The 14,886-nt window shown below is 46.2% G+C and carries 15 protein-coding genes and 1 other annotated feature; of the genes, 11 read left to right on the top strand and 4 right to left on the bottom strand.

Annotated features, from left to right (window positions below; genetic code table 11):
- Positions 1-60: 60 nt before the first annotated feature.
- The 3 genes from EAT1B_RS02070 to metG all read left to right on the top strand — a co-directional run bounded on the left by EAT1B_RS02070 (position 61) and on the right by metG (position 3,286).
- A complete protein-coding gene (locus EAT1B_RS02070; protein WP_012726469.1) occupies positions 61-654 on the top strand; it encodes a GNAT family N-acetyltransferase in 594 nt (197 codons plus the stop codon).
- Positions 655-696: 42 nt separating this feature from the next.
- Positions 697-1,257 (top strand): histidine phosphatase family protein, encoded by a 561-nt coding sequence (locus EAT1B_RS02065; RefSeq protein ID WP_012726468.1) that lies wholly within the window; start codon positions 697-699, stop codon positions 1,255-1,257.
- A 51-nt stretch (positions 1,258-1,308) separates the two neighbouring features.
- Positions 1,309-1,580 (top strand) — a binding site (T-box leader).
- Between the two features lie 62 nt (positions 1,581-1,642).
- Positions 1,643-3,286, top strand: a complete 1,644-nt coding sequence (gene metG, locus EAT1B_RS02060) for a methionine--tRNA ligase (RefSeq protein ID WP_012726467.1) — start codon at positions 1,643-1,645, stop codon at positions 3,284-3,286.
- Positions 3,287-3,378: 92 nt separating this feature from the next.
- On the opposite strand, the gene EAT1B_RS02055 is transcribed toward metG, so the two are convergent.
- Positions 3,379-4,383, bottom strand: a complete 1,005-nt coding sequence (locus tag EAT1B_RS02055; protein WP_012726466.1) for a tyrosine-type recombinase/integrase — start codon at positions 4,381-4,383, stop codon at positions 3,379-3,381.
- 101 nt (positions 4,384-4,484) lie between these two features.
- Here EAT1B_RS02055 and hflX point away from each other — a divergent pair, with 101 nt between their 5' ends.
- The 4 genes from hflX (at position 4,485) to glnA (ending at position 8,918) form a co-directional block, all read left to right on the top strand.
- Positions 4,485-5,732 (top strand): GTPase HflX, encoded by a 1,248-nt coding sequence (gene hflX / locus EAT1B_RS02050; protein WP_012726465.1) that lies wholly within the window; start codon positions 4,485-4,487, stop codon positions 5,730-5,732.
- A 2-nt stretch (positions 5,733-5,734) separates the two neighbouring features.
- Complete coding sequence (locus EAT1B_RS02045) at positions 5,735-7,033, top strand: methionine gamma-lyase family protein (RefSeq protein WP_012726464.1); 1,299 nt, start codon at positions 5,735-5,737, stop codon at positions 7,031-7,033.
- A 92-nt stretch (positions 7,034-7,125) separates the two neighbouring features.
- Positions 7,126-7,530 carry a MerR family transcriptional regulator gene (locus EAT1B_RS02040; RefSeq protein ID WP_012726463.1) on the top strand — a complete coding sequence of 135 codons (405 nt, stop codon included), beginning with the start codon at positions 7,126-7,128 and terminating at the stop codon, positions 7,528-7,530.
- Between the two features lie 47 nt (positions 7,531-7,577).
- Positions 7,578-8,918: a type I glutamate--ammonia ligase gene (gene glnA, locus EAT1B_RS02035; protein WP_012726462.1), complete on the top strand. Its 1,341-nt coding sequence runs from the start codon at positions 7,578-7,580 to the stop codon at positions 8,916-8,918.
- An 88-nt stretch (positions 8,919-9,006) separates the two neighbouring features.
- Here glnA and EAT1B_RS02030 read toward each other — a convergent pair whose 3' ends face one another.
- From EAT1B_RS02030 to lexA, 3 genes are all read right to left on the bottom strand, one after another.
- Positions 9,007-9,882, bottom strand: coding sequence for an AraC family transcriptional regulator (locus EAT1B_RS02030; RefSeq protein ID WP_012726461.1), 876 nt, complete (start codon positions 9,880-9,882; stop codon positions 9,007-9,009).
- 191 nt (positions 9,883-10,073) lie between these two features.
- Positions 10,074-10,514, bottom strand: a complete 441-nt coding sequence (locus EAT1B_RS02025; RefSeq protein ID WP_012726460.1) for a metal-binding protein — start codon at positions 10,512-10,514, stop codon at positions 10,074-10,076.
- On the bottom strand, positions 10,514-11,134 hold the full coding sequence (lexA, locus tag EAT1B_RS02020) for a transcriptional repressor LexA (RefSeq protein WP_012726459.1): 621 nt from the start codon (positions 11,132-11,134) through the stop codon (positions 10,514-10,516). Before lexA ends, EAT1B_RS02025 begins: the two co-directional genes overlap by 1 nt.
- Before the next feature lie 203 nt (positions 11,135-11,337).
- On the opposite strand from lexA, the gene EAT1B_RS02015 reads away from it, so the two are divergent.
- The 4 genes from EAT1B_RS02015 to tkt all read left to right on the top strand — a co-directional run bounded on the left by EAT1B_RS02015 (position 11,338) and on the right by tkt (position 14,775).
- Positions 11,338-11,574, top strand: coding sequence for a hypothetical protein (locus EAT1B_RS02015; RefSeq protein WP_012726458.1), 237 nt, complete (start codon positions 11,338-11,340; stop codon positions 11,572-11,574).
- 71 nt (positions 11,575-11,645) lie between these two features.
- Positions 11,646-12,290, top strand: coding sequence for a recombinase family protein (locus EAT1B_RS02010; RefSeq protein WP_012726457.1), 645 nt, complete (start codon positions 11,646-11,648; stop codon positions 12,288-12,290).
- A gap of 60 nt (positions 12,291-12,350) precedes the next feature.
- Positions 12,351-12,584 carry a DUF896 domain-containing protein gene (locus EAT1B_RS02005; RefSeq protein ID WP_012726456.1) on the top strand — a complete coding sequence of 78 codons (234 nt, stop codon included), beginning with the start codon at positions 12,351-12,353 and terminating at the stop codon, positions 12,582-12,584.
- A gap of 199 nt (positions 12,585-12,783) precedes the next feature.
- Positions 12,784-14,775 (top strand): transketolase, encoded by a 1,992-nt coding sequence (gene tkt, locus EAT1B_RS02000; RefSeq protein WP_041917901.1) that lies wholly within the window; start codon positions 12,784-12,786, stop codon positions 14,773-14,775.
- Positions 14,776-14,886 lie beyond the last annotated feature (111 nt).

The raw sequence follows: 14,886 nt of genomic DNA, 5'->3' as shown, positions 1-14,886 counted from the left end.
TGCGTAGGTTACTTTACGAAAGTGAATTGAAAAAATAATGAATGATAGGGATGGGACCAAATGCTTGAATATAAACTAAATGACGAAATCACACTGAGAATGTTCAATACAGACGATGCGGAAGAACTATTCAAGCTGACGATTGCATCGAAGCCTTATTTGCGAGAGTGGCTTGGCTGGCTCGACTATATTGAGACAGTGGAAGATTCGAAGCGGAACATAGAGGGTCGAATCAATGGGTTGATTGAGACGGGCGGGCGCCCAAAATCGTTCGCTCTGATGTATAAAGGTGAACTTGCTGGAACAATTGGATTTAACGATATTGATCGCGGAATCCAATGTGGCACGATCGGATACTGGCTTGGACAAGAGTTTCAAGGGAAAGGCATCATGAGTCAAGCGCTAGAGGCAATCATCGAGTATGGGTTCCGAGACCTTAAACTAAATAAGATTGAAATCCGAGTCGCGATAGAGAATGTGAAGAGTCGGGCACTTCCGGAACGATTTGGCTTTACAGAAGAAGGCGTCATTCGAGATGCGGAATGGCTGTATGACCATTACGTCGATCATGTCGTCTATGGATTGCTTCGACATGAATATTTGCAGCTAAATCATCGTTCTAAAGCTTATGATGAGGCCGGAAATCGTATGTAAGTAACGATGACAAAGATACGTATTTAAAAAGGGGACTACAGAATGACAACCATATATTTTGTCAGACATGCACATTCTACCTATACACCAGACGAATTTGCCAGACCGTTATCCGAAAGAGGAATGCGTGATGTAGCTGAAATTACAAATCTTCTAATCGATGAGGGGATCGATATCGTGACGTCGAGTCCATATAAACGAGCCGTTCAAACCGTACAAGGTATCGCGGATTATCTTGGACAGGACGTTGTAGTAATGGATGATTTGAGAGAGCGAACCTTGACTTCAGAACCGGCTAAAGACTTTACAAGCGCGATGGAGACCGTTTGGAAAAATCCTGCGTTCGCATGGGAAGGTGGAGAATCGAACGTTCAGGCTCAATCTAGAGGAATAGAGGCTCTACAATCACTGCTCCGTACGTACGAAGGGAAAAAAGTGGTGCTCGGCACACATGGAAATATTATGGTTCTCATGTTGAATTATTTTGATGCGCGATATGGATATGATTTTTGGAAAAAACTCGACATGCCTGATCTCTATAAGGCGACTTTTGAGAACAATACATTGATGAGTGTCGATAAGTTATATAAATCTCAAGATTAGAAATCTATTGACTACTGATAACTGGTAAGACTAAGATACGTATAACTATATGAAAATGCGTTGAAGAGAAAAGTAAATCGAGTTCGTTTTTATACAGAGAACCTTGTAAGCTGAGAAAAGGTAAAAGACACTCGATTGAAAATGGTCTCTGAGCTTCGTCCTGAACGTGTGGATTCACAAGTAGGAGGCGACGGGATTTGGCATCCGTTATCCATGTCACGGTATTCGTGTATAGCATGATACACAGTACTTGTAGAGGCATCTGATGTGAATCAGATTGCGAATTAAGGTGGTACCGCGAGAATTCAAACCTCGCCCTTAACTGTTGTTATTGACAGTTAAGGGCGAGGTTTTTTCAATTTTAAGGATGGGAGAGGTTCTAAGAATGAGTATATTTATTGGTGGTGCTTGGGTTTATGCAAATGGTTCATTGCATCTAGGGCATATTTCTAGCCTACTTTCAGGTGATATCTTAGCAAGATATTATCGGAGTAAAGGGGAGGACGTTCTATATGTTTCAGGAAGTGATTGTAATGGAACACCAATCACTGTTCGTGCTAAACAAGAAGGTGTATCTGTTACGGAAATTGCTGATCGATACCATGATGAGTTCGTAGCGTGTTATTCATCCTTAGGTTTCTCTTATGATGTGTATGCACGTACCGATCATTCCCAGCATCATGAAGTGGTACAAGACATATTTGCTGAACTCTACTCAAAAGGTTTCATTTATAAAAAAGAAGTGGAACAAGCCTATTGTGAAACATGTGATCAATTTTTACCGGATCGCTATGTTGAAGGTACTTGTCCAGTTTGTCATGGTCCCTCTCGTGGCGATCAATGTGATCACTGCTCAACAATTTTGGAACCATTAGATTTATTAGAACCTCGATGTAAGCATTGCTTAAACGAACCGTCCACACGCTCTACCGAACATTTTTACTTTTCATTGAGTTCGTTTCAAAAATTTCTTGAGAAATATACAGAAAATGCGGACCGTCAATCGTTATGGAGGGAAAACGCGATTTCTTTGACGAAGCGTTACTTACAAGAAGGTCTTCACGACCGTGCGGTATCACGTGATTTATCTACTGGTGTGAATATTCCAATTCTAGGATATGAAGAGAAAAAGGTGTATGTGTGGATTGAGGCGATTTCAGGATATTACTCTGCAAGCCGATTGTGGGCGCAATCAGTAGGAGCTGATGAGGCTACTTTCTGGTCCAATACAACTCGAGCTTATTACGTTCATGGGAAAGATAATATCCCTTTCCATTCTATCATCTGGCCAGCGATTTTAGAGGCTCTTGGAGACAAAGCACTCCCGACTCATATCGTATCTAACGAATATCTGACGCTAGAAAAAAGAAAGCTCTCAACAAGTAGGAATTGGGCAGTGTGGCTTCCTGATATGTTAGAACGATATGAACCAGATTCTATTCGCTATTTCTTAACGATTAATGCACCTGAAAATCGGGATGCAGATTTCTCATGGAAGGAGTTTATTTATAGCCACAATGCAGAACTCTTAGGGGCCTATGGGAACTTTGTAAATCGAACATTAAAATTTATCGAGAAATCTTTTGATCATTCTATACCGAACGACAATATTTCAAGTGAGATTGAAGAACGGATAAGCAATTTGTACGCAGAAGTAGGTCAGTTAATCGAAGATACGAATTTTAAACAAGCATTGGAATTGATTTTTGAAGCGATTCGATTTTCGAACAAATATTTCGATCAAACACAACCATGGAATACGATTAAGGAAAATCCTGCGGAATGCAGACAAACATTAGCGGACTGTACGTTTTTAATCGTGAATTTTGGTAATGTATTGAGGCCATTCTTACCATTTTCGAGTCAAAAAATACGTGATGCAATAGAGGTGGACAAGGAAGGGTGGGAGGTATTGAAAGTGAAATCTTCGATTCTTCAATATGACGGTCCATTATTTTCAAGAATCGATACCCGTCAGATTGATGATGAAAGGGAAAGACTATTTCAGCATGCAATAGAAGCCAAATAAAGTATAATCGGCTTAATCATTATTTAGTTATGAATGTCCTACGTGCCATATTTCGATAACACTTATAAACAGACAAAAACATGACCCACCCTTCACGAGAGGGCGGGTCTTTCATCTGACTCGAACAGTTCAGTTCCAAACTCTTCATACGCCTGTTCATACCGGCGAAGGGAAGATTCCTTATGCATACAGGTGATATTCATCCGTTCGGATGGTGTCATATCGCCAGCATATGTCTTCAACACATGGGCGTTTCGAAGCATCGATGGGGTGACGGAGCGCGTGAGCCCACTCCGCTCGTTCAACTGTCGCATCATCTTTGTGATCATGACAATCGTCAGTTGCTTCGGTTGATTCTTCGCATACACCCAGCGGAACGTCATCCGGGCGAAATCGAATGAGACGAAGACCGGATCTTCGGAGTACCAACGTGGTCGTACCGGGGTCGGGATATCAGCCAGGTAATTCATGAGCAATGATTGATCTTCCTGTGACAGCTTCAACGTGAACCGGTTTCCGAGACGATCATACACGTCGAAGGTGTGATCGGCCAGATGCAAGTCGCTCATTCGCAAACGAATGATGTGATGGACACGCAATCCATATTTATAAAAAAGCGTCACAATCAGTTCGTTCCGATTGACGAGATAAGGATGAGCTTGGAGCTGATTCTCACTCAGTCCTCTCGTCGAACGAATCGTTTGAACGAGTCGGTCGAATTCAGATTCGAGCGCGACTTGGTCGACTGTCAACGTATGTGCCGGTTGGGAATAGGCAAGCATCTTTTTACGAAGCGGATTTAAAAATTGGGTCAGGCTATTGATGACCGTGACGATTCGTGCGACAGTCGCCTGTTGATAGTGCTTCTCTTCGATTAAGAAGTCATTCACGAATGTCTTCCACGATTCAAGGGGAACGTCTAACCAGTCCGTCGGTTCGTTCAGTTCGACATTATGGTCGTGAAAGTATTTGTGCACGTCGATCAAGTCGTAGCGATATCGCTTAAGCGTCGAGGGTTGACGACCGCTGGCGCCGAGATGATAGAGGTAGGTTTCAATAAATTCCGGGAGCGGATAGTCTTTTCTTCGTTTCGTCATGGTCGAGCCTCCTTCTTCCTTTATCCTACCACAAACGGACGTTCTCTATACGCTGATTCGTGGTAAGATGGAAGGTGAGACTTTATGGAATGAGGGATTACATGATAGAACGTGAAAAAGTTGTCATCGTCGGTTGTCAGTTGCCTGACACCGATGACTGGACATATGAACAGTCGATGGGCGAGCTCGTCGAACTCGTGGACACGGCGCAAGGCGAAGTCGTTGCGCGACTCGACCAAAAGCGTCAACAAATCGACCGTCGTACCTTTATCGGGAAAGGGAAAATCGAGGAACTGGCGATGCTCGTCGAACAGTTCGAGCCGGACTTATTGATTTTCAACGCTGAGTTGACACCGGCACAGTCGAAGAACATTCGCATCGCCTTGAACGACCCGGATGAAATGAAATTGATTGATCGCACCCAGCTCATCTTGGACATCTTTGCGAGCCGCGCGCAATCGCGGGAAGGGAAATTGCAGGTCGAACTCGCACAGATGAACTATTTGCTGCCGCGTCTCATCGGTCAGGGGACGCAACTCTCGCGACTCGGTGGTGGAATCGGGACGCGTGGTCCTGGTGAAACGAAGCTTGAATCGGACCGTCGTCACATCAAGCGACGCATCGATGAAATCACGAAACAGCTCGAGGGGACAGTCGCACACCGTGGACGTTACCGAGAACGCCGGAAAGAAAATCGCGTATTCCAAGTCGCGCTCGTCGGGTATACGAATGCTGGGAAGTCGACAATCTTTAACCGATTGACGGATGCAGATACGTATGAACAGGATGAGTTATTTGCAACACTTGATCCGTTGACGCGTGAGCTCGAACTTCCGCGAGGCGGGAAAGTGCTCATCACCGATACGGTTGGATTTATCCGTGACTTGCCGACGAAACTCGTTGCGGCGTTTCGTTCGACTTTGGAAGAAGTCGTCGGTGCTGACTTGATTCTCCATGTCATCGATGCATCGAACCCGCACTACTTGAATCAAATCGATACGACGAATGCGGTATTGGAGGAGCTCGGTGCGAGTGAGGTGCCTCAGCTCGAGGTATATAATAAGAAAGACCGTCTTACGGAAGACTTCGTCGGCGGACCATTGTTGATCTCGGCAATCGCATCGGAAGATATCGTGACGTTGACAGGAGCACTCGAGGATAAGATTGCGGACATTTTGACAAGAGTCCATGTCATCCTCCCGGTGACGGCGTTTGAACATTACCACCCGGCCAAAGAGGCGATGTATCGTCTTGAAGAGAGCTTTTTAGATGACGGTTCTGTCGAATTAGTAGGTTATATGAGAGAAGACACGCGTCTATACGCGACGCTAAAACAATTTGAGGTGTAAGTATGTGGCAAGAAAAGATTGAACATTATGATGCACTCGCGCCGTTCGTGAAAAAAGCGGAGGCGCGGGTAAAACCGTTTTTCGAAAAGATAGAAGAAACAGCTGAATTCAACCAGTATCGCGTCTTAGAATCGTTTAAAAAGCATAAAGTATCAGATTTTCATTTTAATCCGACGACGGGATATGGGTATGACGATATCGGCCGGGACACGCTCGAATCCATTTATGCGGATGTGTTCGGAGCCGAGCTCGCGCTATGCCGACCGCAGATCATCTCGGGTACCCATGCAATCGGGATTGCCTTGTTCGGTGTCCTTCTACCAGGTGATGAGCTGCTCTATATCACGGGGAAGCCGTATGACACGCTTGAAGAAATCGTCGGCATCCGTGGCGATGGTCGCGGTTCGTTGAAAGAACTCGGTGTACATTACGATACTGTCGAGTTAAAAGAGGAACGTGAAATCGACATCGACCGCGTCATCGAACGGATCCGTCCTGAGACGAAACTAGTCGGGATTCAGCGATCGAAAGGGTATGCGAATCGTCGCAGTATCCCAGTCGATGAAATCAAAGTCGCCATCGAACGAATCAAAGCGGCACATCCGCATGTGTATGTGTTCGTGGACAACTGTTACGGTGAGTTTGTCGAAACAATCGAACCGACGCATGTCGGGGCTGACTTGATGGCAGGTTCCCTCATCAAGAACCCGGGCGGTGGATTGGCGAAGACGGGTGGTTATATCGCTGGTACGAAAGAGTTGATTGAACGCTGTTCGTTCCGGATGACGACTCCAGGTATCGGAAGTGAAGCCGGACCATCACTCTACTCGCTTCAAGAGATGTATCAAGGCTTCTATATGGCACCTCATACAGTCGCACAAGCATTGAAAGGGGCGCATTTGACGGCAAGTCTTTTGTCGTTGATCGGATTCGAGACAGATCCTCACTATACGACTCTACGAACGGACTTGATTCAGTCGGTGACGTTCCGTGACCGCGACAAGATGATTGCGTTTTGTCAGAGCATCCAAATGGCATCGCCGGTCAATGCCCATGCGTTACCGGTGCCGGCCTATATGCCAGGTTATGAAGATGACGTCATCATGGCAGCTGGGACATTTATTCAGGGGTCATCCATCGAGCTGTCTGCCGATGGTCCGCTTCGGGCACCGTATACAGCTTACGTTCAAGGTGGTCTGACGTATGCTCACGTAAAAGTCGCGCTTATGTTGGCGTTGAGCCAATTACACGGTAAAGGATTGGTCGAATTTAACGACCAAAATCAGCCGACACATTTGTAACCAATCTGTCATGTTAACTTTCTTAACATCTATTGACAGGATTGTTGTCATATATTATTCTCACATTGTGAGACAGAAAAGGAGGGGTAAGGATGGCCGATCAATTTCGTCGCTCCAACCCGTTGTTTCCGATTGGAATCGTCCAAGATTTGACGCAACTGACAGGTAGGCAGATTCGGTATTACGAAGAACAGGGTCTGATTTCGCCTAGTCGGACGGAATCGAAACGACGACTTTATTCCTTTAATGATGTCGAACGTCTACTCGCAATCAAGGATTACATTGACCAAGGCTTTAACTTGGCGGCGATTCGCCACATGTTAGAGCAAGAAGGTGAAAAAGAAACGGAAGCATCTGCTCCGGCCGCACCGGTCAATGAAGCACCGAAGGTTTCGGAAAAAGAGTTACATCATTTGTTGAAAACACAGCTTCAAGAAGCCGGTCGTTTCAATAAGACGTCGCTCATTCAAGGTGAGCTTTCACGTTTCTATCGATAACGCCGCACACATCAACCATTACGCAATGTGAGAGGGGACATTTTACCATGGCCAGAAAAACGTTCACAAAAGAAGACATTAAACGCATCGCACAAGAGGAAGACGTACGCTTTATTCGTCTTCAATTCACGGACATCCTCGGAACAATCAAAAACGTCGAGGTGCCGATCAGCCAATTGGACAAAGCACTTGATAACAAGATGATGTTTGACGGATCGTCAATCGAAGGATTCGTCCGCATCGAGGAATCAGACATGTACTTGTATCCAGACCTCAACACATGGGTTGTCTTCCCGTGGACAGATGGCAGCGGAAAAGTCGCTCGCTTAATTTGCGATATTTATAACCCAGACGGCACGCCGTTCAGCGGTGACCCGCGCGGAATTCTCAAGCGTAACCTTGAGAAGATGCAAAAACTTGGTTTCACAGCGTTCAACGTTGGACCAGAGCCAGAGTTCTTCTTGTTCAAGAAAGACGCATCAGGTCGTCCGACTCTTGAACTTAACGACCAAGGTGGATACTTCGACTTGGCACCAGTTGACCTTGGTGAGAACTGCCGTAAAGAGATCGTCATCGAACTTGAAAACATGGGCTTTGAAATCGAAGCGTCTCACCACGAAGTAGCGCCAGGACAACACGAAATCGACTTCAAATACGCAGATGCTGTCACGACGGCAGATAACATTCAAACGTTCAAACTCGTCGTCAAGACAATTGCTGCGAAATACGGTCTTCACGCTACATTCATGCCGAAGCCACTCTTCGGTGTAAACGGTTCAGGAATGCACGCGAACATGTCACTCTTTAAAGGTGACACAAACGTCTTCTACGATCCAAACGGTGACATGGAACTCTCAGACACAGCTCGCGCGTTCACGGCTGGGATCTTGGAGCACGCTCGTGCCTTCACAGCGGTATGTAACCCGACTGTGAACTCATACAAGCGTCTCGTACCAGGCTACGAAGCACCTTGCTATGTTGCATGGAGCGCACGCAACCGTTCACCACTCGTTCGTGTACCAGCGGCACGTGGTCTCTCGACACGTATCGAAGTACGTTCGGTTGACCCGGCAGCGAACCCATACCTTGCACTTGCTGCCCTCTTGGCTTCAGGTCTTGACGGAATCGAAAAAGATTTGAATGCTCCAAAACCAATCGACAGCAACATCTACGTGATGGACAAGCCAGAGCGTGTAGCAAACGGAATCGATGATCTCCCAGCGACACTCTTTGACGCACTCGAAGTCCTTCGTGCGGACAAAGTCGTGATGGACTCACTCGGTGAGCATATCGGCGAACACTTCCTCGAGTTGAAAGAAATCGAGTGGGATATGTTCCGCATGCAAGTAACAGAGTGGGAACGCGATCAGTACATGACGCTCTACTAATAGAAGAGATATATTAAAGAGTATGGAGCATCCCTCAATTTGGGATGCTCCATACTCTTTTTGATAAATCATAATAGCGGAGATATCTTTATGATTCCGGCTCTTCTCTAACCTTCACAGGGACCCAAACCTCGCTATATACGTTGTCATATCCTGTTTCTATTTTGCTAAATGAAATGCTTGGCAAGTCTTGAAGTGCGTATCCCGAAGAAGGTAACCATTCTGCATAGGTTCTTGCCATCGTCTCTTGTAGAGTGTTTGGGAATGGTCCAGTGTTCGGGAAGATTGCCCATAAACTTTTTGGGATTGAGATCACTTCGAGATCGTCATACTTAATTTCTCTTGTCGTGGCGAAACCGATCATATGTGTCAAATAACCTTCTTCTTCTAAGTGACCGTCATCAAAATTGAATGATGCGTTCAAGGCACGATGCGGATATAAATTGCCCAATTCATGCATGTGAGCCCGTTGCTCTTCCGTAATCGACTTCGCTAGTTCCATGATTTCTTCGTTGACTCCCTCGAATTGAATAGGGACACGCTTTGAAACTCCAACGATTTGAAAAGCTTCTTTCTCTTCTAACTTGAACTCCATTGATGTTCCTCCTTTTATATCGATATAAAACGTGAAGCGAGGGAACGACTTTTGAAAGTGATTCTTCATGACTTCAGAAGGCAAATGACCAGACCAATCTCGAAACGCTCTGGAAAACCCTTCGACCGATTGATATCCATAGAGATATGCGATTTCTGTTACGCTTGAACCATGAACCAATTTTTCATTTGCGATAGAAAACCGTCGATTTCGTATATAAGTGTGAAGTGTCATTCCTGACATATACGAAAACATCCTCTTAAAATGGTGAGCAGATAGTCCGGTGATTTTTGTGATTTCTGAATCTAAAAGTTCTTCCGTTAAGTGCTGTTCGATAAAGTCCATCAGCTCATTTAATGCTTTTACCATCAAGTTCTCCTCCTTCATAGTTTGACCATATCGGATTTCTTCCAACTCATCTCGATAATTTGCGTGCAGGAAAGATCGGGTCGTATTAGTTTAAGCATTTCATTCATAAAATGGATACCCTATAACACGTTATCATTCCAATTAAAACAAAGGACCACCTTCTGTACTTCACGAAGATGGTCCTTTGTTGGTCAAAACGCTTTCTTAAAGAACGTTGATGTATAATCGAGCGTCGTATGCAGCGTCGTCGCAAACACGAGCCCTAAAAAGAAAGACATGCCATGAATGTCCGCCCATGAGCGGATTGCCTCTTCGTATGCCGTGAAGGGCAAGATCAGCACGAGCGGGAAGCCGATATACGCAATCCGAATCACATCACTCAAACCAGGTAAGTGTGAGAAGAGCGAACGGTGCGGCATAAGCTTTACGTAAGGGAGCCAGATCAATTTGAGTGGTCCCCATCGATAATAGGCGTCTGATTTTAAATCGAGGTCCGGGGAGAGCCAGAGTGTACCGATAATGGCGCCGATGATCAAAGAGAATGGAACATCGATCTCAAGAAAAGGCGTGGCAACCGCGAGTGCTCCGGTTGCCACGAGATTCGTTCGGGTATGGGTCTTGCCACTAGCCATTAATGAATCGTACGGTATACACCGATAACCTTCCCTAAAATCGAGACGTTGTCAAAATACATCGCTTCTAACTCGTCGTTCTCCGGTTGAAGGCGGACCTTTGAAGCTTCCTTGTAAATCCGCTTCACGGTCGCTTCGCCTTCTTCCGTCATGGCGACGACAATCTCTCCATTGTCGGCCGTGCTCTGTTGGCGCACGAGCACCCGGTCCCCGTCCAAGATGCCTGCGTTGATCATCGAATCCCCAGAGACAGACAACATGTATACATTATCTGACCCGACGATATGTGCCGGGAGCGGGAAGTGTTCTTCCACGTTCTCGATGGCGGTGATCGGCGTCCCGGCAGTGACCTTACCGATGACCGGTACGTACATGACGGACTCTTGCTCTTCCATTGTCGGCATATCGTCAGTCAAAATTTCAATCGCGCGAGGCTTCGTCTTATCTCGACGAATCAATCCGCGTTTCTCTAAACGATCTAGATGACCGTGTACGGTCGAACTAGATGCTAAACCGACGGCTTCTCCAATTTCACGAACAGAAGGCGGATAACCTTTAGCCCGTACTTCGTCTTTGATGAAATCAAGAATCTGTTGTTGTCGCGCTGACATTTTTTTCATTATGTTCACCTCGATATAATCGAATAACCTGCAATCGCATCCTATTCTTTATGTGTCTAGTGTAACACAAGAACACATGAGCGTACAAACATTCGTTCGTTTTTTTGTGTTGACCGAACACGGGTTCTTGTTTTATGATGAGAACAGATAAACGAACAAACGTTCTAACGAACATATATTCTTATACGGGAGGCAATTCAATCATGAAAGACACACTCAACGGAATCATTTTAGTCGGGATGCTCTTGGTCGGGATGTTCGCTTTTTACTTGGCTGGTGAAATGCGAGGGGAACCAAAAGTTGTCGATCCGGTCGTCACGTCAGAGCGGACGATTGAACAAGAGGTCGCATACGTCGAAGCGGAATCGCTCGAAGCACAGATCATGGCAGAGCGTGAAGAGCATAACGAACGAAAAATGAAATGGTATGCCGCTGAGTGATTGTTCTTCATTGCGAACTATTCTTGAACTGTGTATCGTAACAAATGAATGCAATGAAAGGGAGTGGTGCGATGCGAGTCGTCATCTATTGCCGGGTATCGACGAACAAGTCTACCCAAGAGACATCACTCAGTCGGCAAGTCGAAGAATTACAGCAGCTGGCTTCGGGATTAGGGGCCGACGTCATAGATGTCATCACAGAGCAAGAGAGTGGTTATGAAGTCAATCGGCAAGGGCTACTTGATTTACTTGACCATGTATCCACTTCTCAGCTCGATGCTGTTCTCGTCACGGATGACAGTCGTTTAGGACGAGGGAATGCCAAGATTGCGATCTTGCATACTCTAATGAAGCATGACGTGCGATTGCTGACGATGCAGTCGACGTCGGACTATGTCGTTTCCGATGCCGAGAAGATGGTGTTGGAGATTGTCAGTGTTGTCGAAGAGTATCAGCGTAAGATTCATAACGCTAAAATTTCTCGCGGGATGCGCCGTGCCGTCGCCAACGGATTTAACCCACAGCGCAATATTCAAAATAACGATCAAGGTGGGCGACATCGAATCGAAGTGCCGATTGAAGAGATTATTCAATTACGCGAGCGTGGCTTGACGTTTGCTGAGATTGCGGCGACCCTTCGAGGATTTGGTTATGAAGTGTCGAAAGCGACCGTCAATCGACGTTATCTCGAGCACCAGTCAGTGGCTGAAACTTGATTCTTCCTCTCTGATTTTGTAAAGTATAAGAACAAATTCACTAGAGAGGGGGCGAGTCAGATGTTAGCACCAGGACAATTGGAGCGAATCAATTTCCTCGCCAACAAAGCGAAGACAGAAGGACTGTCTCAAGACGAAATGAACGAACAGCAAAACTTGCGTCAAGAATATTTGAAGGCGTTTCGTCAATCGTTCAAATCACAAATGATGGGGATGAAAGTCGTCGACCCAGATGGGAACGACGTTACCCCAGAGAAGTTGAAAGAAGACCAAAAACGTTATCGCGGTGAGTGATCCCGAATGCACATCCTATTTCGTATAGGATGTGCATTTTTGTTATACACGAACACGCATCAGACGAACGGATTACACATTATTTCATGCAATAGAAGGAAACGATTTCACCAAATGTGTTATACTAATTAATTAGTTGTGACACACGATTGAGTGTGATAAAATATGACGGGTAGAAAACCTTCTTAACACAGAGAGGATGAAATTAGTGGAAACAACTACTAAAGAATTATTAGCGATTAACTCGATTCGGACGCTCTCAATTGATGCGGTCCAAAAAGCGAACTCTGGTCACCCAGGGATGCCGATGGGCGCTGCCCCAATGGCGTTTACACTTTGGACAGATAAAATGCGTCACAACCCGAAAAACCCGAACTGGTTCAACCGTGACCGTTTCGTGCTTTCAGCGGGTCATGGATCGATGCTCTTGTATTCGCTCCTTCACTTGTCTGGCTATGATTTGTCGATGGACGATTTGAAATCATTCCGTCAAATGGACTCGAAAACACCTGGTCACCCTGAGTACCGCCACACGGCTGGGGTAGATGCGACAACGGGCCCACTTGGACAAGGGATTGCGATGGCTGTCGGGATGGCCATGGCAGAGAAACACTTAGAAGCGACTTACAACCGCGACGAGTTCAACGTCGTTGACCACTACACGTTCGGCATTTGCGGTGACGGAGACTTGATGGAAGGTGTATCTGCTGAGGCGGCTTCCCTTGCAGGTCACTTGAAACTTGGTAAACTCGTCGTTCTTTACGATTCAAACGACATCTCTCTCGATGGCGACCTTCATAAGTCATTCTCTGAAAGCGTAGAAGACCGATTCAACGCTTATGGATGGCAAGTTATTCGTGTCGAAGACGGAACGGACATCGATTCAATCGCAAAAGCGATTGATGCTGCAAAAGCAGAGACGTCGAAGCCGACATTGATCGAAGTTAAAACGGTCATCGGATTCGGTTCACCGAACAAGTCGGGTAAATCGGCATCACACGGTGCGCCACTTGGAGACGCTGAAATCGAATTGACGAAACAGTTCTACAAATGGGAAGGCGAGTCATTCTACGTTCCAAACGAAGTATATGACTTATTCAACGAGAAAGTTGTCGAGCCTGGTGCGAAATATGAGTCAGACTGGAACGAACTCGTTGAAGCGTATAAAGCGGCACACCCTGAGCTCGGAGCACAGTTCGAGCGTGCGATGAACAATGAGCTTCCTGAAGGTTGGGATAGCGAGTTGCCGACATTCGAAATCGGTTCGAAAAAAGCAACACGTCAAACGAGCGGTGAAGTGTTAAACGCAATCGCAAAAGCAGTACCGACACTCTTCGGTGGGTCAGCTGACCTTGCCGGATCGAACAACTCGATGATCAAAGGTGCGGCAGACTTCGATGAAGATCCAGCTGGCCGTAACATCTGGTTCGGTGTTCGTGAGTTCGCGATGGCTGCAGCTGTGAACGGTATGGCCCTTCACGGTGGTGTCCTTCCTTACGGTGCGACGTTCTTCGTCTTCTCGGATTACCTCCGTCCTGCAGTCCGTCTCGCAGCACTTATGGGACTTCCATCGACGTTCATCTTGACGCACGACTCAATCGCAGTCGGTGAAGATGGCCCAACGCACGAGCCGGTCGAACATTTGATGAGCTTCCGCGCGATGCCGAACCTCTCTGTTCTTCGTCCTGCTGACGGCAAAGAAACGATTGCAGCTTGGAAACAAGCAGTGACATCGAAAACGACTCCTTCACTTCTCGTCTTGACTCGTCAAGCGTTACCAGAACTCGAAGGTACATCTATTGAAACGGCAGCAAAAGGAGCTTACGTCGTTGCAGGTGAATCGAAAGATGCAGACGTTCTCTTGCTCGGTACAGGTTCTGAAGTACACGTTCTCGTTGAAGCGCGTGAACAGCTCGCGTCAGAAGGCGTGAAAGCGGCAGTCGTCTCGATGCCATCATGGGAACTCTTCGAAGCGCAATCTGCAGAGTACAAAGAATCTGTCCTTCCATCTTCAGTCACGAAACGTGTATCACTTGAAGCGGGTGCGACACTAGGATGGTACAAATATGTAGGATTCGGTGGTAAAGTGCTCGGAATCGACAAGTTCGGAGCATCTGCACCTGGTGACCTCCTCATGAAAGAATACGGCATGTCAGTCGACAACGTCGTCAATGCAGTAAAATCACTTTAATCTCTAGTTAGATTGATGTGACGGCCAATCGTTTGGCCGTCACTTTTTTTCTGGACGACTAGCGAAGTTGTTCAATTTAGTGTATAGTAAAAAACGATGTTTCATATGGTA

This window comes from Exiguobacterium sp. AT1b, assembly GCF_000023045.1.
GTDB lineage: Bacteria > Bacillota > Bacilli > Exiguobacteriales > Exiguobacteriaceae > Exiguobacterium.
This window is presented reverse-complemented; position numbering and strand designations above follow the sequence as displayed.

Bases quoted from the DNA above. Each gene is read 5' to 3' on its own strand.
- EAT1B_RS02070 (WP_012726469.1), top strand. From the start codon at position 61: ATGCTTGAATATAAACTAAATGACGAAATCACACTGAGAATGTTCAAT.
- EAT1B_RS02065 (WP_012726468.1), top strand. From the start codon at position 697: ATGACAACCATATATTTTGTCAGACATGCACATTCTACCTATACACCA.
- metG (WP_012726467.1), top strand. From the start codon at position 1,643: ATGAGTATATTTATTGGTGGTGCTTGGGTTTATGCAAATGGTTCATTG.
- EAT1B_RS02055 (WP_012726466.1), bottom strand. From the start codon at position 4,383: ATGACGAAACGAAGAAAAGACTATCCGCTCCCGGAATTTATTGAAACC.
- hflX (WP_012726465.1), top strand. From the start codon at position 4,485: ATGATAGAACGTGAAAAAGTTGTCATCGTCGGTTGTCAGTTGCCTGAC.
- EAT1B_RS02045 (WP_012726464.1), top strand. From the start codon at position 5,735: ATGTGGCAAGAAAAGATTGAACATTATGATGCACTCGCGCCGTTCGTG.
- EAT1B_RS02040 (WP_012726463.1), top strand. From the start codon at position 7,126: ATGGCCGATCAATTTCGTCGCTCCAACCCGTTGTTTCCGATTGGAATC.
- glnA (WP_012726462.1), top strand. From the start codon at position 7,578: ATGGCCAGAAAAACGTTCACAAAAGAAGACATTAAACGCATCGCACAA.
- EAT1B_RS02030 (WP_012726461.1), bottom strand. From the start codon at position 9,882: ATGGTAAAAGCATTAAATGAGCTGATGGACTTTATCGAACAGCACTTA.
- EAT1B_RS02025 (WP_012726460.1), bottom strand. From the start codon at position 10,514: ATGGCTAGTGGCAAGACCCATACCCGAACGAATCTCGTGGCAACCGGA.
- lexA (WP_012726459.1), bottom strand. From the start codon at position 11,134: ATGAAAAAAATGTCAGCGCGACAACAACAGATTCTTGATTTCATCAAA.
- EAT1B_RS02015 (WP_012726458.1), top strand. From the start codon at position 11,338: ATGAAAGACACACTCAACGGAATCATTTTAGTCGGGATGCTCTTGGTC.
- EAT1B_RS02010 (WP_012726457.1), top strand. From the start codon at position 11,646: ATGCGAGTCGTCATCTATTGCCGGGTATCGACGAACAAGTCTACCCAA.
- EAT1B_RS02005 (WP_012726456.1), top strand. From the start codon at position 12,351: ATGTTAGCACCAGGACAATTGGAGCGAATCAATTTCCTCGCCAACAAA.
- tkt (WP_041917901.1), top strand. From the start codon at position 12,784: ATGAAATTAGTGGAAACAACTACTAAAGAATTATTAGCGATTAACTCG.